At 64.3% G+C, this 18875-nt stretch carries 16 protein-coding genes and 1 pseudogene; 4 read left to right on the top strand and 13 right to left on the bottom strand.

Going from position 1 to position 18875, the window contains the following annotated elements:
* Positions 1-65: 65 nt before the first annotated feature.
* The 4 genes from ntrX to recO all read right to left on the bottom strand — a co-directional run bounded on the left by ntrX (position 66) and on the right by recO (position 5635).
* A complete protein-coding gene (ntrX, locus tag IE053_RS11240; RefSeq protein ID WP_189576021.1) occupies positions 66-1463 on the bottom strand; it encodes a nitrogen assimilation response regulator NtrX in 1398 nt (465 codons plus the stop codon).
* Positions 1453-3666, bottom strand: a complete 2214-nt coding sequence (locus IE053_RS11235) for a sensor histidine kinase (RefSeq protein WP_189576019.1) — start codon at positions 3664-3666, stop codon at positions 1453-1455. Before IE053_RS11235 ends, ntrX begins: the two co-directional genes overlap by 11 nt.
* A gap of 163 nt (positions 3667-3829) precedes the next feature.
* Positions 3830-4858, bottom strand: a complete 1029-nt coding sequence (gene dusB, locus IE053_RS11230; RefSeq protein ID WP_189576017.1) for a tRNA dihydrouridine synthase DusB — start codon at positions 4856-4858, stop codon at positions 3830-3832.
* 54 nt (positions 4859-4912) lie between these two features.
* Positions 4913-5635: a DNA repair protein RecO gene (gene recO / locus IE053_RS11225; protein ID WP_189576015.1), complete on the bottom strand. Its 723-nt coding sequence runs from the start codon at positions 5633-5635 to the stop codon at positions 4913-4915.
* A gap of 75 nt (positions 5636-5710) precedes the next feature.
* Between recO and IE053_RS11220 the strand changes: the two genes are divergently transcribed.
* Positions 5711-6439 carry a hypothetical protein gene (locus IE053_RS11220; protein WP_189576014.1) on the top strand — a complete coding sequence of 243 codons (729 nt, stop codon included), beginning with the start codon at positions 5711-5713 and terminating at the stop codon, positions 6437-6439.
* On the opposite strand, the gene era is transcribed toward IE053_RS11220, so the two are convergent.
* The 8 genes from era to rpoZ all read right to left on the bottom strand — a co-directional run bounded on the left by era (position 6436) and on the right by rpoZ (position 13903).
* A complete protein-coding gene (gene era, locus IE053_RS11215; protein ID WP_189576012.1) occupies positions 6436-7374 on the bottom strand; it encodes a GTPase Era in 939 nt (312 codons plus the stop codon). The genes IE053_RS11220 and era overlap by 4 nt on opposite strands.
* Positions 7367-8062, bottom strand: a complete 696-nt coding sequence (gene rnc, locus IE053_RS11210; protein ID WP_189576957.1) for a ribonuclease III — start codon at positions 8060-8062, stop codon at positions 7367-7369. The genes era and rnc overlap by 8 nt, the downstream gene beginning before the upstream one ends.
* A complete protein-coding gene (gene lepB / locus IE053_RS11205; RefSeq protein ID WP_229786188.1) occupies positions 8062-8832 on the bottom strand; it encodes a signal peptidase I in 771 nt (256 codons plus the stop codon). Before lepB ends, rnc begins: the two co-directional genes overlap by 1 nt.
* A complete protein-coding gene (gene acpS, locus IE053_RS11200; protein ID WP_189576009.1) occupies positions 8825-9247 on the bottom strand; it encodes a holo-ACP synthase in 423 nt (140 codons plus the stop codon). The genes lepB and acpS overlap by 8 nt, the downstream gene beginning before the upstream one ends.
* 305 nt (positions 9248-9552) lie before the next feature.
* Positions 9553-10392 (bottom strand): pyridoxine 5'-phosphate synthase, encoded by an 840-nt coding sequence (locus IE053_RS11195; protein ID WP_189576007.1) that lies wholly within the window; start codon positions 10390-10392, stop codon positions 9553-9555.
* The gene (gene pyrE / locus IE053_RS11190) at positions 10389-10970 is read right to left on the bottom strand and encodes an orotate phosphoribosyltransferase (RefSeq protein WP_189576955.1); all 582 of its coding nucleotides are present in this window, start codon (positions 10968-10970) and stop codon (positions 10389-10391) included. The genes IE053_RS11195 and pyrE overlap by 4 nt, the downstream gene beginning before the upstream one ends.
* Complete coding sequence (locus IE053_RS11185) at positions 10970-13348, bottom strand: RelA/SpoT family protein (RefSeq protein ID WP_189576005.1); 2379 nt, start codon at positions 13346-13348, stop codon at positions 10970-10972. The genes pyrE and IE053_RS11185 overlap by 1 nt, the downstream gene beginning before the upstream one ends.
* A 189-nt stretch (positions 13349-13537) precedes the next feature.
* Positions 13538-13903 carry a DNA-directed RNA polymerase subunit omega gene (rpoZ, locus tag IE053_RS11180; RefSeq protein WP_189576004.1) on the bottom strand — a complete coding sequence of 122 codons (366 nt, stop codon included), beginning with the start codon at positions 13901-13903 and terminating at the stop codon, positions 13538-13540.
* Positions 13904-14104: 201 nt separating this feature from the next.
* Here rpoZ and IE053_RS11175 point away from each other — a divergent pair, with 201 nt between their 5' ends.
* The 3 genes and pseudogenes from IE053_RS11175 to IE053_RS14495 form a co-directional block, all read left to right on the top strand.
* On the top strand, positions 14105-15343 hold the full coding sequence (locus tag IE053_RS11175; protein WP_189576002.1) for a hypothetical protein: 1239 nt from the start codon (positions 14105-14107) through the stop codon (positions 15341-15343).
* A gap of 40 nt (positions 15344-15383) precedes the next feature.
* Complete coding sequence (locus IE053_RS11170; RefSeq protein ID WP_189575999.1) at positions 15384-16169, top strand: NAD kinase; 786 nt, start codon at positions 15384-15386, stop codon at positions 16167-16169.
* Positions 16170-16323: 154 nt separating this feature from the next.
* Positions 16324-17034 (top strand): annotated as a pseudogene (locus IE053_RS14495) (EAL domain-containing protein); the annotation flags it as partial.
* Positions 17035-17913: 879 nt separating this feature from the next.
* On the opposite strand, the gene IE053_RS14490 reads toward IE053_RS14495, so the two are convergent.
* Positions 17914-18867, bottom strand: a complete 954-nt coding sequence (locus IE053_RS14490; protein WP_229786186.1) for an NAD(P)/FAD-dependent oxidoreductase — start codon at positions 18865-18867, stop codon at positions 17914-17916.
* Positions 18868-18875: the final 8 nt, after the last annotated feature.

Here is an 18875-nt window from a genome sequence, read left to right as displayed (position 1 = left end):
CTCAGGACGGACTGTCGAGATAGCCCGGAAGCGCGGCGGGCGCACCCATCTGCAGCGTCGCGGCGTCAGGAAGCGGCGGATTTCTCTTTTGCGTCCTTCGTGCCGATGCCGAGCGCCTTGAGCTTCCGGTGCAGCGCCGAGCGCTCCATGCCGACAAAACCTGCGGTGCGCGAGATATTGCCGCCGAAGCGTCCGATCTGCGCGAGCAGGTATTCCCGCTCGAACCGCTCCCGCGCCTCCCGCAAGGGCAGCGCGATGATCTGCTCCATTTCAGGCCCGGCAGGCAGGGCAGGGCCTGCGCCGATGATCTCGTCGGGGAGGTGTTCGATCCTGATCTCCCGCCCCTCGCCGCGGCCGACCATGATGAGGGTTCGCTCGAGGACGTTGCGCAGCTGCCGGACATTGCCCGGCCAGTTATAGGCCTGCAGGGCCGCCAGCGCGTCCGGCGCCAGCACCGGCGCGCGCTCGGGCGAGCCTCCCGAAAGCTGCTCGAGGAAAAAGGACGCCAGCGCAGGGATGTCCTCGCGCCGCGAGCCGAGCGACGGGGTCTTGAGGCCAACGACCGAGAGGCGGTGATAGAGGTCCTTGCGGAACGTGCCCATCTCCGAAGCCTCGAGCAGGTCCTCCGATGACGTTGAAATGATACGCACGTCGACATTGACCGCATTATTGCCGCCAACCCTGCGGAAGGACTGGTCGATCAGGACGCGCAGGATCTTGCTCTGGGTCTCGATCGGCATGTCGCCGACTTCCTGGAACAGGAGCGTGCCGCCGTGGGCCTGTTCGAGAAGGCCGATCTGCCGCGGCCGGCCATCCTCCCCCTCGATGCCGAAGAGCGCCTCTTCCATATGATCGGGTTCGATTGCAGCAGCCGCGACGACAACGAAGGGACGTGACGCACGATCCGAACGCGCGTGGATCGTGCGGGCAACCAGCTCCCTGCCGGAGCCGACAGGCCCCTCGATGAGGACCCGGCTCCGTGCCTGCGCCACCCGGTCGATCGACGCGCGCAGCTGCGCCATCACCGGGCTCTTGCCGATCAGCGTCAGCTCGCGGCTCTTCTCCTTCAGGGCACGGTTCTCCCGCTGCAGCTGCGCCCGTTCCAGCGCCCTGCGCGCGGTCAGCATCAGCCGCTCGGCCGAGAGCGGCTTCTCGAGGAAGTCGTAGGCACCCTTCTTGATCGCCGCGATCGCGGTCTCGATCGTGCCGTGGCCGGAGATGATGACGATTGGGAGGCCGGGGTGCAGCGCTTTCAGCTCCTCCAGCACGCCAAGCCCGTCGAGGCGCGATCCCTGTAGCCAGATGTCGAGGATCACGAGGGCTGGCGGCCGCTTCGCCACGGCCTCGAACGCCTCGTCGCTGTTCGCCGCGGTGTAGGGCGCGAAGCCCTCGTCTTCGAAAATACCCGCGATCAGGTCCCGGATGTCCGGCTCGTCGTCAACGATGAGGACGTCAATGGCCATGAAGCGCTGGCTCCTCCGGCTTGTGTTGCTCATCAGTCACGGTCTCTTGTCCCGGATCGACCGCAGATTGCAAGCGGGGCAGGAAAAGAGACGCAACGGCCCCTCCTCCTTCGCGGTCGCGGATCTCGAAGGAACCGTCATGGTCCTCGATCGCCTTGCGCACGATGGCGAGGCCAAGGCCGGTCCCCTTCTCGCGGGTCGTCATGTAGGGCTCGGTCAGGCGGTGGCGCAGCTTGTCGGGCAGGCCGCGGCCATTGTCCCGGACCTCGACCCGGACGCCGGAGCGCTCCTCGATCACCTCGACCTCGACCCGGCCATCCTCGACCGTCTCGTCCTCGGTGATCGCCTCGGTGGCGTTCTTGATGAGATTGGTCAGTGCCTGGACGATCAGGCGGCCATCGCACAGCACTTCGACAGGATGATCCGGCAACTGAACGTCATAGGTTACATTGGGATTGGCGACGGTGAAGGGGAAGACAGCCTCGCGCGCAAGCTCGCGCAGGTCGTTCTTCGCCATGATCGGCTCGGGCATCCGCGCAAAACTCGAGAACTCCGTCACCATGCGGCCAATATCGCCGACATGCTTGACGATCGTCGCCGTGCACTGATCGAAGATTTCGCGGTCCCTTCCTTCGAGGTCCTTGGCGTAGCGGCGGCGCAGGCGTTCCGCCGAAAGCTGGATCGGCGTCAGCGGGTTCTTGATTTCGTGCGCGATCCGCCGCGCGACATCAGCCCAGGCGGCAGTCCTCTGCGCAGTGACGAGCTCCGTGATGTCCTCGATCGTGATGACGTAGCCGGGCGAGTCCTCGCCCGGATCGGTCTCGGGGGAGATCTCGACGATCAGGGAACGGACGCTGCCCCCTTCGCCCCATTCGAGGCTTTCGCGGCTCCGCCTTCCGGTCTTCTTGGTCATGTCGAAAAGCCGGGCGATCGGCGGGATAACGTCATCGATCCGCTTGCCGAGCAGTTCCTGCGGATCCTGTCCCAGGATGCGAGAGGCGGCGGGGTTGGCGACGCCGATCTCCCCGTCGCTGTTGACGCTGATGACCCCGGCCGGGATCACCGCCAGCATGGTCTCGATGAAGAGACGACGGTTCTCGGCATCCTCATTGGCGGCGATCAGCTCCTCGCGCTGTTGCGCCAGCCTTTCGGTCATGTCGTTGAACGCCTTGCCGAGATCGCCCAGCTCGCCGTCGCGGCGCTTGACCTCGACCCGCCCGGTCAGGTCGCCGGCCGACACCCTGTCGGCGGCGGTCGCCAGCCGCCTGATCGGGTTGACGATCGCATTCGCCACGATCAGCCCGACCAGCGCCGCGCCCAGAAGAAGGACCACGGACAAAAGCAAGAAGCCACCATTGGCGACCGAAGAGAGCTGCATAACCCTGGTCTGGAGGGCCCGGTTCGCGTCCCTGAACTCCCGCACCGCGACCAGCTCATGGGCGATCACCGGGTTTTCAGCGCGATAGCCCACGAGATAACCGTCTGCCCCGCCCCTTATCGGGATGACGATGAACCAGACATTGAGCGTGTCCTGGTCGACGGCGCCGAAGCTCACCCGCGCGACGTTCTCGACACCGGAATCAGCGGTCAGGAACGACTGCGGAGGCAGCGGCTGCGGGGGCATGTTGCTCACTGTCGTCCGTACTATGACTTTCCCTTCTGGCCCGATATGGGTCAGCTCTCCGAAGCGGTAGAGCGTGGCAAGACCACTGAGATACTTGCGGTAGCCGATCGGCGCCGTGTCCGGGCGGACCCCTCCACTCATCGCACGAGACAGCTCTCTCTCGGCGATCAGGATGTTGAAGCCCATCTCCCGAGACACACTGTCCGCATACGCATTGGCGAGGTTCCGCGCGACGCTGGACGAGGTCTCGATCCGCTCGACAAAGAATTCATCGGCCAGCGTGCCCATCATTGCACCGGTCAGGGTAAAGGCCACGGCAGCGGGAAACAGGGCGACCACGGACAGAAGAAGGGCCAGCCTGCGGTGCATCTTCGCACCCGACAGCCGCTCCCTCTGTGTCCGCCAGAGCTCCCACAACCTGTCGAGGACAAGCACTGCCAAGACGAAGGCCACGCCGGTCATCAGGGCGAAAATCATGGGGATCGGCACGGGCAGGCCACTGATCTCTTCGATCGGGACGCTGCCGGCCACGAAATAGGCAAGCACGCTCGCCGCCACGATCGCGATGATGCCGACCATGATTGTCCGGATAAGGCGGGCGGGCGACGGTTGCCCCTCCGTCGTCCCGCCCTTCGGCCTGTCTACGCGCTGGCCTAGCACCTGCCGTTTCCCTGTAACGGCATTACTCGCATTTTCGTGATCGTTGATCAAGAGGTAACCATTTCCATGCGCCAGACCGTCGTCACGCAGCGGCTTTATCGCGCGCAGGGCCGAAGAGCCGCTCCAATATCGCGCGCACCTTAGCGGGATCGGTCTCTGAGCAAAGGTTTGCCTTGGCTCGGGACTTCGCCTCATCCGGGAATTCCGGCGTCACGTCGACAAGCGCCGCGAGGTGTTTCCGCGCCATGCGCACACCCAGCGCTTCGCCGAGTTCAGGGCTCTGGCCGTGTCCCTCCCGGTAGAGTGTGACAGTCTTTTCATACTGCTCGATCGCCATCCGGCCCCGCTCTTCGAAGCTTGGCGGCACCATCTCGCTGCCGTCCCGTAGTGCCGTGTCCATCGCGGCGGGCAGCCAGGGCCGTCCCGTGGCGGCGCGCCCGACCATCACGGCATCCGCGCCGGACTGCGCCATCGCCTCGCGGGCATGTTCCACGGTTTCGATGTCTCCATTGACCACGAGGGGCAGCGAGGTCGCCTCCTTCACCTCCCGCACGGCGCGCCAGTTCGCAGTGCCCTTGTAGAAATCACACCGCGTGCGCCCGTGCACGGTGAGGAGCTTCACCCCCGCGGCCTCCGCCCGCTGTGCCAGTTCCGGTGCGTTGAGGCTCTGCCAGTCCCAGCCAAGGCGCATCTTCAGCGTCACAGGTACGGAGACGGCATCCACTGTCGCCCGGATCAGGCTTTCCGCGTGGTCGAGATCGCGCATCAATGCCGAGCCTGAGAGAAGCCCGGTCACTTTGCGCGCGGGACAGCCCATGTTGATATCGATGATCTCGGCGCCCATCGCCTCGGCGACCTTCGCGCCTTCGGCCATCCACCGTGCCTCACGCCCGGCGAGCTGCATGACCTTCAGGTGCTCGCTGTCATCCATGGCGGCGCGCAGCACCACGTCCGGCCGCTCACGGGTCAGCTCTTCCGAGGCCACCATCTCGGTGACGACATACGGGCAGCCAGCCGCCTGCGCCGCCTGCCTGAACGGCAGGTCGCTGATCCCGGACATCGGCGCCAGCAGGACACGCGTGTCGACGGTGTGAGGGCCAATCTGAAGCATCGCGCGCGCATAGCGCAGAACAGCGCGAAACGCACGTTTTCGCTCGGTCAGGGGCTAGAGCCGCCCCGGCAACCTCTCGCGCGCTTCCGGCATCGTCCGGCCTATCGGCGCAAGCAGGCGCTCGGTCACGAAGTAACCGGTCAGCGCGAGGGCCGCTTTCACGTCGCCCTCGGTCGGCTCGCCCATGTCGATCAGGAAGGGCGGAAGGGGAAGCATCTTGTCCTTATACGGAAGGCCGGCTTCGTAACTCACCGCCCCGCCAGACTTCGGCGAGACGAAACAGAGCTCCGCACCGTCCTCCAGACGCCTGTCCGTCGCCACGCAGCGGTCGAGCGTCAGCCCGCCGCCTAGCGCGGACAACAGCCCCACCTCCCACTTCGCCAGCACCACGGGCCAGATCCTCCGCTCGCCGAAGGTGTCGAAAAGCACCTCGGTTGCCTCGAACAGTCCCGGCACGCCCTCCCCTTCGGGCAGGACATGAAGCAGGAGCTCCGCCGTCGCTGTGAGAGCCGACAGGGCTTTCGGGTCCCCGAACACCGCAGAGGCCCTGGGCTCCATAAGGTCGATGTCAAAATGCCCGAGGCTATCGGCGGACTTGCCCCGCCAGCGGACCTCGATGCCGTTTCCGGTCTGCAGGATCGGCGTCTTGCCCTTGCCCTGGCCGCCATAGACGAGCGCGGACACCTTGCCGCGCTGCGGCGTGAAAACCGTCAGCAGGCTGTGGTTCTCGCCCTGGGTCCGGTTGGCAAGGACGATCGCGCGGTCACGCCAGTCCATCGTGGCGTTCTCCCATTTTGACTCAGGCTGGTATAGGCTCGCGCAGCGAGAAAGGCACGCACGCAGGGGGGAACGATGTCCGAAACGGCGCTCAAGGCCCCACACCAGCTCGGACTCGACTCTTTCGTCGAAGACCTTTTCGGGCTCAACATTCGTGGTCTCGGCACGATCAGGGATCTCCTTGTCCGGCCAAAGGCCGTGTTCGAAGCGGCACGCTCTCCTGACTGGGAGGAGCGCTACACACCCTCGATCCGCCTCGTCTTTTCGATCCTGACGGTGATGGCCTTTTTCAGCTTCATCTGGGCGGGCGACGACTCACCGATGGTCCAGGCCATGATCGAAGGTCTCCTTGCGTCCTCCGATGAGACCGGGCGCACTGAGCAAGAGGCAGTCGATATCGCCAACCGGATCGTCGCGCTTTATGCAGCGTCCATCCCCTTCGTGTACATCATCTGCCACGGGCTTGTGTCCTTGGTGGTCCGGGTCTGGGGCAAGGGAACCCCCGCTTTGGTCCGCATGCGGCTCTACATGCTCTCGATCGTTCCCAGCATGACGTTCAGCGTCTTGTCGCTGTTCCTGGCGCCCCGTTTCGGGGAGTCCCTGCTGTACCTCGCTCTCAGCTATCTCACCGCCATGGCGCTCGACGCCGCCACTGCCTACCGGGGCGGTATCGTCGGTTCTTCAAGCTTCAGGCGTGTGCTGAAGGCTGTCCTGTTCGCGCTGGTATCGTTTGTTACCACAGCGGTCGCCAGTGCTCTCGCCATCGCCATACCGGGGATCTACGTTGCGCTGCAGGCCAGCTAGACGTCGAGCCCCATATTCCGCAGGCGTTCTTTCTCATCCGCCCATCCTTCGCGCACCTTGACGTAGAGGAAGAGGTGCACGGTCTCGCCGAAGATCTCCTGCATCTCCTCCCGCGCGGTCTTGCCGACATGGGCGATGGTGCGGCCCTTATGGCCAAGCACCAGCTTTTTCTGGCTGTCGCGATCGACGTAGATCGTCTGCTCTAGGCGCAGTTCGCCGCGCTTGGTCCGCTCCCACATGTCCGTCTCGACGGTCAGGCTGTAGGGCAGCTCTTCATGCAGGCGCAGGAAGAGCTTCTCCCGCGTGATCTCCGCCGCCATCATCCGGTCGTTGATGTCGGAAAGCTGGTCTTCCGGGTAAAGATGCGGGCCTTCCGGCATCCGCTCCACGAGCCATTTCTGCAGGTCCTCCGTGCCACGCTTCTTCTTCGCCGAGATCATGAAGGTCTCGGTGAAAAGGCCTTCTTCGTTGAGCACCTTGGCGAGATGGAGAAGCGGCGGTCGCGGCATCCGGTCGATCTTGTTCAGGACAAGGACTGCCTTTTTGCCCGCCTCCTTCAGACCGGCAATGATCCGGTCGGTATCCTCCGCGGCTTTCATCGCTGCAGGGCTCGCATCCTCGTTCATGGTCGAGAGATAGGCGGGCGCATCCACCAGAAGCAGCACCTCGTCGGCACCCTCGATAGCGTCCCAGGCAGCCGTGACCATTGCCTTGTCGAGGCCGCGCTTCGCGTTGAAGATCCCCGGCGTGTCGACATAGACGATCTGCGTGTCGTCGTGGACGGCAACGCCCCTGATCCGTGCGCGGGTCGTTTGCACCTTGTGCGTGACGATCGAGACCTTGGCCCCGACCATCAGGTTGACGAATGTCGATTTGCCTGCGTTGGGTGCGCCGAGAACCGCGACGACGCCGCATTTCTGAGCTTGGTCAGTCATCGGACCATACCCCCTCGCGCACGAGCATCTTCCTGGCCGCAGCCGTCTGTGCATCGCGCTTGGACGAGCCTTCGGCCTGCTCGGGTTTCAGCTTCCCTGCACGCACTTCGACCGTGAAGCACGGCGCATGATCCGGGCCCCGGCGTTTGATATCGGCATAGCTGGGAGTGCCATGGCCATGGGCTTGCGACCATTCCTGAAAGGCTGTCTTGGCGTCGAGGTGCTGGTCGGCAATGGCATCGAAATGCTTGCCCCAGTACATATCGTAAACCCGCTCCGCCGCCTCCAGCCCGCCATCGATATAGAGTGCGCCGAGCAGGGCCTCCATCGCATCGCCAAGGATCGCGTCGCGGTCGCGGCCGCCATTGTTCTCCTCACCGGCAGACATCTTCAGGGCCGGTCCCAGGTTGAAATGCCGCGCTGCGTCCGCACACGTCTCTTTCCGGACGAGCTGGTTCAGTCGCGGCGCGAGTTCGCCCTCGCTCATGTCCGGGTAGCGGCGCCAGAGATTCTCCGCCGTCAGCAGGCCCAGCACCCGGTCGCCCAGGAATTCCAGCCGCTCGAGATCTTTCACATTGTCGGAGGACACGCTTGAATGCGTCATCGCCCGCTCGAGAAGCTCCCGGCGGGCGAAGCTGTGTCCAACCGCCTCTTCGACGCTGTCGAGGGAGGCGCGTCGTTTCGTCATCATTCTACCTTGTCACCAATGCGCTCATAGCGGATCGCGAAGGGCCACTTCCAGACCTCGTAGAAGCGGGCTTTATCTCCGTCCACGGAGAATATCACGCGGCGCGCATGTCCCACGAGCGCGTCATGGGGCACGAAATTCACGGTCGTCGACCGGCTGTCGAGGCTGCGGTCGCGGTTGTCGCCCATCGCGAAATAGTGGCCTTCAGGCACTTTCTTCGGCGCGGTGTTGTCCGCTGCGCCGCGATTGCCGTCGCATTCCTGGACGATGTATGTCGGACCGCCGGGCAGGGTCTCGCGATAGCGCCGGGCCTGCGGGCTATAGCCTTCGCAGGTGGTTTCAGGATCGGGGATCGGCTCCCGGGTGACCGCCTGGCCGTTCACGTGCAGCACGCCGCCGATGACCTGGATCGTATCGCCGGGCAGGCCGACAATGCGCTTCACGTAGTCCTTGTTCCGGTCGTTGGCGTTCTTGAACACCGCGACTTCGCCGCGCTGGGGCATGTCGGAGAACATCCGGCCTTCCAGCGGCAGCCGTGTCAGCGGGAAGATAAGCGAGGCCTTGGAATACCCGTAGTCGATCTTGTCCACGAGGATGAAGTCGCCGGTCATCAGCGTCGGCTCCATCGACGCCGAGGGGATGTTGAACGGCTGGATGAAGAAGAACCGCACGAACAGGGTGATGCCGACGGCGATCACCACGGTCTTCGAGACGTCCCACGCCTCCTCCAGCATCACGCGCACCGAACGCTGCTCTTGGCCTTCAGACATTCGCAGGACCTCTTTCACTCACCGCACTCGCGTAGAGGATGACAAACGCCTGCGCCAGCGGGAAGTCGTCCGTAATGGTGAGGTGAATCTCGATCTCGTGTCCGGGCGGTGTCAGGGCATCGAGCCGGGCACGCGCGCCATTGGTGAGATTCATGGTCGGCTTGCCTGACGGCAGGTTCACCACGCCCATGTCGCGCCAGAACACGCCCTGGCTCAGACCTGTTCCAAGCGCCTTCGACAAGGCCTCCTTCGCGGCGAACCGTTTCGCATAGCTCGCGGCCCGGTTGCGCCGCCTATCCGATTTCGCCCGCTCGACCTCGGTGAAGACCCGATGGGTGAAACGCTCGCCATGGCGTTCGAGGGTCTTCTCCACCCGGCGGATATCGATGAGGTCGGAGCCGATGCCGATGATCATGTGAACCCTACCCTAGCCTAGTAAGCATCCCAGCCGGACCTGGCCGGCCACCGCGAGAGCGAGCGGAAGAAGCAGGCCCAGATCAGCAAGCGCTAGCCAAGACACGAGCGGACGAAGTGCAAACAAGGCCGTGACAATCAATCCAGAAATGAACGAGATCGGAATGCCGTAGAATGCTACCGATACGATAATCATTCCCACTCTATCGGGTTCTACCGGGTGGCAGCCTAGCCCGTTCCAAAGCCATGCAAAGATCGCCGCGGGCGTTGCAACCAGGATGTAAAGCCCCAAGCGGACGACCCTGTTCAAAGCAGCATCCCCGTCCGCGCATCGGCGATCAGCCGCTTCATCTCCTTGATCGCGCCGTCGAGGCCCATGAACACCGCCTCGCCAATCAGGAAGTGGCCAATATTCAGCTCACGGACCTGCGGCAGCGCCGCGATGTTCTGGACATTCCAGAAGGTGAGGCCGTGTCCGGCATGGACCTCGATCCCAAGCTCATGGGCGAGCTCCGCGCCCTTCCGCAGCGCATCGAAGCTCTCGGTCAGCGCCTTCTTGTCGGTCGCCAGCGCCGCCTCGGCATAGGTGCCTGTGTGCAGCTCGATCACAGGCGCGCCGAGATCGGCGGCCGTGCGGATCTGGTCCTCCTCAGGATCGATGAACAGCGAGACGCGGATGCCCGCATCCTTCAGCCGCTCGATCGCAGGTTCCAGATACGCCCGGCTGGCAACGAGGTCGAGACCGCCTTCGGTCGTCCGCTCCATCCGGCGCTCTGGCACGAGACATGCCGCATGCGGTTCCGTCCGTACAGCGATCTCCACCATTTCCGGCGTCGCCGCCATCTCGAAATTGAGCGGCAGGCCGACCTCGTCCTTCAACCGCTGCATGTCGTCGTCACGGATATGCCGCCGGTCCTCGCGCAGATGCGCCGTGATGCCATCGGCGCCACAGGCTTGCGCCAGCTTCGCGGCGCGCACAGGATCAGGGTGTGACCCCCCGCGCGCATTCCTGATCGTCGCCACGTGGTCGATATTGACGCCCAGCCTGCAGGGCGGCGCATCTTTTGCCGGATTGCCTTCCTTCAAGGCCTCCGCACGCGGGTAGCCCGTCTTGGCCCAAGGGTTGCCTCCGCGCTCGTCGCTCATTTCACGCCCCGGCTGCCGGGCTTCACAACAGGTACATTCCGCAGGTGCTCAGGGAGGTTGTCGGGATCATAGGTGGGGATCGAAAGCTCCGCCAGCGGAAGAAGCGGCACGCCGAGGTCCGCCTTGCCGCCCGAACGGTCGATGAGGCACGCCACGGCCAGCGGCACACCGCCCTCCTTCTTCACCGCGTCCACGCATTCCCGCGCCGACAGCCCGGTGGAGACGATATCCTCGACCACGATCACCTTCTGCCCGTCTTCGAGGCCAAAGCCGCGGCGGAAGGTAAATTCCCCGTTTTCGCGCTCCGTATACATGAACGGCAGGCCCATCGCCCGCGCGGTTTCGTATCCGAAAAGGATGGCACCCATGGCAGGGGCGACCACGGCCGTGGGTTTCTCGTCCAGCGTCGCGATCATCTCGGCCAGCGCCCGGCCCAGGCGCTCGGTGGGTTCGGGGAAGCGGCTCACCAGCGCCTTGTTGAGATAGGTGTCCGCGTGCAGCCCCGACGACAGCACGAAATGCCCCTTCAGGAGCGCGCCGCACTCCTCGAAAATCTTCAGCACTTCGTCCTTGGTCATCATTTCACACCTTCCGAGCGCTCGGCACTCACGACGAAGTCGGAGCCTCTCAGCGCAGTCATCACATTGGCCAGATGGCGCGCGTCGCGCACCGCGAATTCGACGCGAAGGTCAGAAAACTGAACTTCGCGGTTCTCGACCCTGAGGTCGTGAATGTCCGCCTCGTATTTCGCAAGCAGCGAACCGATGTGCCCGATGGCGCCCGTGCGGTTGGTCACTGTCACCACAACCTCGACAACAAAGGCCGCATCCGGATCGTTTCGCCAGCTGAGGTCCAACCAGTCGCTGTCGTCCTGCTCGGCAAGAAGCTGGCAGTCAATCCGGTGCACGCGAATGCGCCCGCCCTCGCCCTTGACACCGATGATCCGCTCACCCGGAAGCGGGCGGCAGCTCTGGCAGAACGCGAGCGCAGCGCCCTTGCTGAGGCCCTCGATCGAGATGGTCTGCTTGCCGACGTCCTTGCCCGGCTCGATCGGGCGGCGTTGCGCCTTCTGGCCCGCGCGCAGGTTCGGATAGACCTCGTCCAAGACCGCCGTATCGGCGACTTCGAGACGCCCGACGGCTTCCAGCAGGGGTTTCAGCCCGCGGAACCCCATCCGCTTGGCCGCCTCGCGCACGGCATCGGGCGAGTACGGAACATCATGGACATTGAAAGTGTTGCGGATGATCCGCTCGCCCAGGGCATGTTGCTCCTTGAGCGCAAGGTCCTTGGTCCTGCGGCGCAGACGAAGCTTGGCCGACCCGGTGACGGCAAAGGACTCCCAGCCCTGCGGTATCGGCGCGTCCTTGGTTCGCAGGATCTCGACGACGTCGCCGTTCTTCAGCTGGTGCCGGTTCGGGCGCAGGATGCCGTTGACCTTTGCGCCCGAATAGGTGTCACCAATATCTGTGTGCAGAGCATAAGCAAAGTCGATAGGCGATGCGCCGACCGGCAGGCCGATGACCCGTCCGCGCGGCGTGAAGCAGAAAATCTGGTCGCGATAGAATTCGAGCTTCGCGGTCTGGAGAAGTTCGCTGGCACTGCCCCCGGATTCCAGCGACGATACGGTCTGGCGAAGCCATTCGTAGTCGTTGTAGTTCTCAGAACCCTTGAGCTCGACCGTCTTGCCCTGGGCCCTCGTGCTCGCGTCCTTGTATTTCCAGTGCGCAGCAATGCCGCGTTCGGCGGCTTCGTGCATCTCCTTGGTCCGGATCTGGATCTCCGCCTTCTGGCCCTTTTTGTCCTTGGACAGAAGAACCGCGGTGTGGATCGAACGGTAGTTGTTGGGCTTCGGCGTCGAGATATAGTCGTCGAACTCGCCAGGGATCATCCGGTAGTTCTGGTGGATCACGCCAAGCGCCCGGTAGCAGTCGTCTTCGGTCGGAACGATCACCCGGAAGGCGTAGATGTCGGCCAGCTCTTCGAACAGCTGCTTCTTGCGCTGCATCTTCCGCCAGATCGAGAAGGCCCGTTTCTCCCGGCTGTAGATCTCTGCCTCGATGCCTGCCTTCTCGATCTCCGACCGCAGGGTCTGGCTGAGCGCAATCACGTCGGAGACGGAGCGTTCGGTCACCTGCTTGAGACCCGCAGTGATCGCAGCGTAATCATCCGGGCGGAGATAATAAAAGCTCAGATCCTCGAGCTCCTCGCGGAACCTCTCGATACCGATGATCCGCGCGAGAGGCGCGTAGATTTCCATCGTCTCGAGGGCGATGCGTTGTTGCTTTTCCGGCTTCGTGTGGTGCAGCGTCCGCATGTTGTGCAGGCGGTCCGCCAGCTTGACCAGCAGCACACGGACATCCTTGCACGTGGCAAGGATGAACTTGCCGAAGTTCTCTGCCTTGCCGTCGACATCGGCGGGCAGCTCCTTTGTCGAGATCTTGGTGACGCCATCGACGAGCTGGGCCACCTCGTCGCCGAAAAGCTCGGCTATATCCTGCACGGTGACGTCGGTGTCTTCTACCACGTCATGAAGGAGCGCCGTGGCGATGGTGACCGGGTCAAGTTTCAGGTCGGCGAGGATCGCAGCCACGGCCACCGGGTGGCTGAAATAGGGATCGCCCGACTGGCGCATCTGCCCGCCATGGGCCTTCATCGCGAAGACATAGGCGCGGTTCAGGAGGTCCTCGTCGAGGTCGGGGTCGTAGGACCTGACGAACTCCACCAGCTCGTACTGGCGGGTGACGTTCGGCGTCTTGCCTATCGGCGGCGGCGGGTGACCCGGCGTAGCATCACCCGGAAGATCCGGGTCCTCTTTTGGAGCTTGCGCAACCGCAGGAACGCGCGTTTCCGGCGTGTCCTGTTGAGCCTTTGCGCGTGCGCTCGCATCGGTTTGCGGCGCAGATGCACCCTGCGTCTCAATGGTGATCTCCGGGCTTGGGGTCGTGGGTTGGGCCATTGTCCCTGATGTCGCGCTTTCGCGACCGCGAAGCAAGCGCCTGCACCGCCACCAGCGCCGCAAGCGACGACGCAGCCAAGAGCAGCAAAAAGGGGCCCTTGAGGGCCCCTGTCATGCCGAGCGCCGCCACGGTGGCGGTCCCGCCCAGGAATGCTGTCGCAATCAGCGCTAGAACGCGCTGGCCGCCATTCACTTGTTCGACGGCGAGAGCGGCGCCATGCCGCTTTGCTGCAGGGCGTGCAGCAGGTCGTCTTCCGACACCTTGTCGTGCTCGGGCAGGTCGGCCTTCTCGGCGGCAACGCCTTCGGCCTCATCGGGCTCGTCGACATCGAGCTGGGTCTGGAGCGACGTGATGAGGTCTTCCTTGATCTCATCGGCGGTGATCTTGTCGGCCGCCAGCTCGCGCAGGGCGATGACCGGGTTCTTGTCGCGATCGCGGTCGACCAGCGGCTGGGCGCCCGAAGCGATCATGCGCGCACGGTGGGCAGCGAGAAGGACGAGGTCAAAACGGTTGTCGACCTTTTCAATGCAGTCTTCGACGGTGACGCGCGCCATAGGGTCTCCAAGAAATCCGGGAAGCTCGCGCCTCTACGCCGAACATCCCGCAAACGCAAGGCCTTGCTGCCGCCCCTGCCCGCCTGGCGCCCGTGCCTCCGGCATGAAAGCTTCGACAGGCTGGGTCCCGCTCTGCCCGCCCCTTGCAGGCGGGGCCCGACGCGTGCGATCCTTTACCGGAAAGAGTTCGGCAGGACCCCGATGCGATCGCTTCTTTCTTTGCTCAGATGGTCGGGCATCTTCGTCCTTCTCAGCACCGCCGCTCTTCTTCTCTTCCCGCTGATCCCCGTGGCCAAGGATTCCCTGACCGCGGGCAAGGCCCGGCACTATCTCTCCGAAAATGCCGTGCCGCTCGACCTCGAGCGCGAGGACGCCGGCCTGCGGTTCGGCAGGCCCTTCTACGAGCACAGCCTGTTCCTCCTCTCCGAAATCCATGGATACGCGGCGATGCAGGACCTCGACCTCGCCCTGCTGACCCACCTGCGCGAGAAGACGGGTCTCAGGATCTATCTCGGCGAGTTTACGCCCGCCCAGGCCGAGGCATTCAACCGGCTGGTCCTCGAAGGAAAAGAGCCGGCTGCGCGCGCGGTCTTCGACGCCTGGGCACAAGACACCCGGCAGTGGGGCAACAGGGAGTTCTTCGCCAAGCTGCAGAAAATCCGGGCGTTGAACAATTCCCTCCCGGAGGACTCCCGCATCGTTTTCATTGGCATCGACGGTCCGCAGGATCCCGAGGACGCCGCAGCAATGCTGCGCACCATGGCATCGAATATCTCGCCGGGTTTCGGCAGCACGAGCGCGATCCGCGCCATCAACCGTGCGCTGATGGAAGAGGGTTTCAGGCGCCAGATGACCGGGCGCCGCTACGACAGCATCCTGCCCAATATCGACCTCCTGATGGGCCTCCCGAATGCCCACGACCAGCAGTTCTACGGACTATGGGGCCTCGGCCACGGCGCTGAGGTGCGCATCAACGGCTATGAGCCGCTGGCGCGCAGGCTCAATGGCGAAGAAGGGCCTTTCGAGAATGCGGTGGGCACCATCCTTGCGCTCTGCCTTTCGGACTGCTTCGCCATGATGCCCGCCCGAGGCTTGCCGTCGGTCTTGCAGGGCAAGGCTGGCGAAGCCTACGCGCTCCTCCCGATGAATCTCGACAACCCCTACCTGACCCGGATCAGGGGGGCGGACGAGATCGCGCGCGCACTCGGGGACAGTGACGGGCTTCTGGTCGAGCTCGACCTTCCGGACAGTCCGTATCGAGAAGGCAAGCGCCTCATGAAGACCGACGGCTTCCTCGCACTAGTGCAGGCGGTCGACATCGAAGGCAGTGCTGCGGAAGCCTATGACGCGGTCATCTTCCTTCAGGGCTCCCCCGCCCTGACGCCTTGGTCGGGCGCGGCCTACAACGTGTCGGGCGCGCGCCAGGCGATCCGCGAATAGCGGCTGGACATCTTGCGCCCACCGGGCCAGCTTCCCGGCGATGCGTCGCGATGCACCACAGAAGGGCGAGATTGGCTTCATCGCCAATGACCGGCCCGAGGCTCAGGAAGCCTTCCGGGCGCTGACGGATGTCTATGGCAATGCCGAGCGTGGGGAAGCCAAGGTGATCGTCGCGCTCGGCGGTGACGGCACGATGCTCGACGTCCTGCGGGATACCATGGAGCACAACGTGCCGGTCTACGGCATCAACTGCGGCACAGTCGGCTTCCTGATGAACCCCTTGGGCGACATCGCCGACCTGCCGCGCAGGATCGCAACCGCCGACAAGGCGACGATCAACCCGCTCTACATGGAAGCCAGGGACAAGGACGGGAAGGTCCACACCGCCCACGCGATCAACGAGGTTTCCCTGATCCGCCAGACACGCCAGACGGCGCGCATCGCGATCAAGGTGAATGGCGAGACCCGGATGGGCCAGCTCATCTGTGATGGTATCCTCCTCTCCACCCCGGCAGGCTCCACCGCCTACAACCTCTCCGCGCACGGACCGATCCTTCCGATCAACTCGAACCTTCTCGCCCTGACGCCGATCTCCGCCTTCAGACCACGGCGGTGGCGCGGCGCGCTCCTGCCTTATGATGCGGAAGTGACCTTCGTCGTGCAGGATCCCGATTTCCGGAGCTGCGCGGCGACGGCAGACAGTTTCGAGGTGCGCAACGCGGTCGAAGTCACCTGCCGGATCGATCGCCAGCGCCGCATGACCGTCCTCTTCGATCACGGAACCGGCCTCGAAGAGCGGATCCTGCGCGAGCAATTCGAGGACTGAGGGCAGATTCGCCGCTAGGTAGGGCACCGATTCCCGCGCTGGAAGGTCCTGATTAACAGGGGATCAACACGCTTTTAATCGCCGTTAACTCTTTCCCGTCAGAGAAATCCAAGGTGTGAGGCGTGCCCGTGCGCGCCTTTCGGAGGATTGTGCGATGGGCGCTCGTGCGCTGACACTGACACGGATGGACATGGACGAGGCTCTGGTCTCGCGCCAGATCCACCTGCTCTACCAGCCGATCTTCTCGCTCAATGACGGCTCGCTGGCGCGGGTCGAAGCGCTGGTCCGTTGGGACCATCCGCGCTTCGGAACCATGCTGCCTGCGGTCTTCCTGCCCGCCTTCGAAGCCGAGGGCCGCCTGACCGCCCTGACCCGCCGCATTCTCGAAAAAGCCGCCGCCGAATTCGCGAGCTGGGCGTTCGCAAGCCCGTCCGCCCTGTCGATCAACCTCGCGCCGCGTGACTGCCTGGACACGGCACTGCCCGATTCGGTGAAATCCGTTCTCGAAGCGACCCACCTCGACCCCGGAAAGCTCACTTTCGAATGCCCGGTGAAGATCAGCGACGCCTCCGAGGCCGCGCCGGTCCTGCGCCAGCTCAAGGCCCTGGGCGTGCGCCTCTCCGCGGAAATGATGGGCCGTCCCGAAGAAGTCGGCGAGATCTTCTCGATCGCGCCCTTCGACGAGATCAAGACCGGCGGGCGCGGCCTTCTCCGCGCTGCCCGGAACAACCACACCGCCAGCCTCCAGGGCGCGGCGGACCTGATCGCTTTCGCCGAATCGAAAGGCGCCATCGTCTCTGCCATTGGCGCAGAGGACGAGGCCGCCTGTCTCGCCCTGCGCACCGTCGGCTTCCATCAGGTGCAGGCGAATGTCCTGTCCCCCGCCCTGCCCATCGACGCGATCACGCCGCGGGTGACCAATGCCGCGCGAAAGGTGCTGGGCCTCGATGAAGGCCAGAAGGCCGAAGAAGCCGAAGCGGAAGCGACTGCGGAATCAGTGGACGAAGATTTCAAGCACCAGCGCCTTCGCGCCCAGGCCGAAGCCTTCAAGCGTGCCGCCGAGAAAAAGATCGACAGCGAGGAGGAGGAAGACATCCTCCCCCGGCCGCGCGGTGCCCGGGGTATGCAGAACGCTCTCGCCGAATCATTCGGCGAGGAGCAACTCCCCTTCACCGAAGCCGAAGGTGCGGATGTGCACGAACAACAGGAGGCTCTGATGCAGGCGGAAAGCAAAGCCGGCCTCCTGATGCGGCCCAATCTTGCTGCTGCGTCCCTTGGCTATGGCGCAAGCCCGCTGCGCCGTGCACGCCGCAGCGATGCCGAGGCCGCCGCTGTGATCGTCGTCGAGCCGAGCGAGGACGACGCCAAGCGCCTGTCCAAAGAGCCCGAGGTCGCCAAGGCGATCACCGAAGTCCTCGACGCCCTGCCCGCGGATGTCGCTGAGCGTGACATTACAACGTCTGCGGATGAAAATGTCGTCACAGAGGACGAAAAGGCCGATGCTCTGGACGCGGAAGTTGCTAAGCTTCCCACTGTCGATGCATCCGAGGCCGCAGCCATCCAGCAGAATGCTTCCTTCACGCCCGTCAATGACGAGCTCCTGGACCTCGCCGCACGCCTGCGTCCGCAGACCGGCAGGAAGACCAACTTCCTGACGCGGAAGTACAAGCTGAAGGTCACCCATTTCTGGCCCAAGCCCTGGAAACGTGCCTTGATGCGGGTCCTCACCGAGCGTGAGATCGTCTCAAACGACCAGGTCCTCGACCGCCTCGGCGGTGAGGGGTGCGAGAAGGATACCGTTCCTGTGATGCCCCTGCGCGCGGACCAGGTCGGCCCGCTCTTTGTCGCGCGCGATGAGGGGCCCGAGACGGCTGACGAAGGGCCTGAACCCCTCGAGACGGCGAAGGATCTCGGCACGGCCGAGGCACGGTAACAACCTCTCGGCATCGCGCCACAGTTCATCAGCTGTCTGAGCGATCGCTCCCGGCCATTCTTCCGTTGCGCCGATATAGACCGTGCCGTCAAGCCGCGGCACGAAATAGGCAGTAGACGAACGGACAACTGTTGGTACGGCGCCTCGATCTTCGCCTGCAAGCCTTACGAGAAATGCCTGCCCGCGCACCGGCTGCAATCCTTCCGGCGCCAGCTCGGGCCGCGCGCCCGTGGTCAGGACCACCGTGCCAGCCGCGTGGAACGCGCCGTCGACAGCGATCCCGCCCTCAGCCAGCGATGCGGTCCCCTCGGCGAAGACCCCGCCCAACCGCGCGAATTCTGAACGCAGGAAAGCCAGCACTCGCAGCGGCTCGACCATCCCCTCGCGCGGCATGAACACCGCAGGCTTGCGCGTGAATGAAGGCAGCGCATCGGCCTCCGGCAACACCGATCCCGGCGGGCGGGCATGGAAACCGATGCCATAGACCCCGCTCAGCCGGTAGCCGAGATCCGTCTGCGGATCACCGCTCACCTCACGGGCGAACCGCTCCCAGGCACGAAGCCCTTCATCGAGCATCTTCTGGAAGGGCGGTGCGCCTGCTTCATGGGCGTGCTCATAGGACGGGCTCAGCATCCCCGCCGCGGCCACCGTGGAACCCTCGCGCCCGTCACCGACCCACAGGACCCTCATCCCCCGTGCTGCAAGCCGGTAGGCCGTGCACGAGCCGATGATCCCGGCCCCAATGATCGCAACGTCAAATGCCATAGCCACGA

The organism is Parvularcula lutaonensis, assembly GCF_014651915.1.
GTDB classification, from domain to species: domain Bacteria; phylum Pseudomonadota; class Alphaproteobacteria; order Caulobacterales; family Parvularculaceae; genus Parvularcula; species Parvularcula lutaonensis.
Note: the sequence above shows the minus strand (reverse complement) of the source record. Positions and strands in the feature narration are given on the sequence as shown.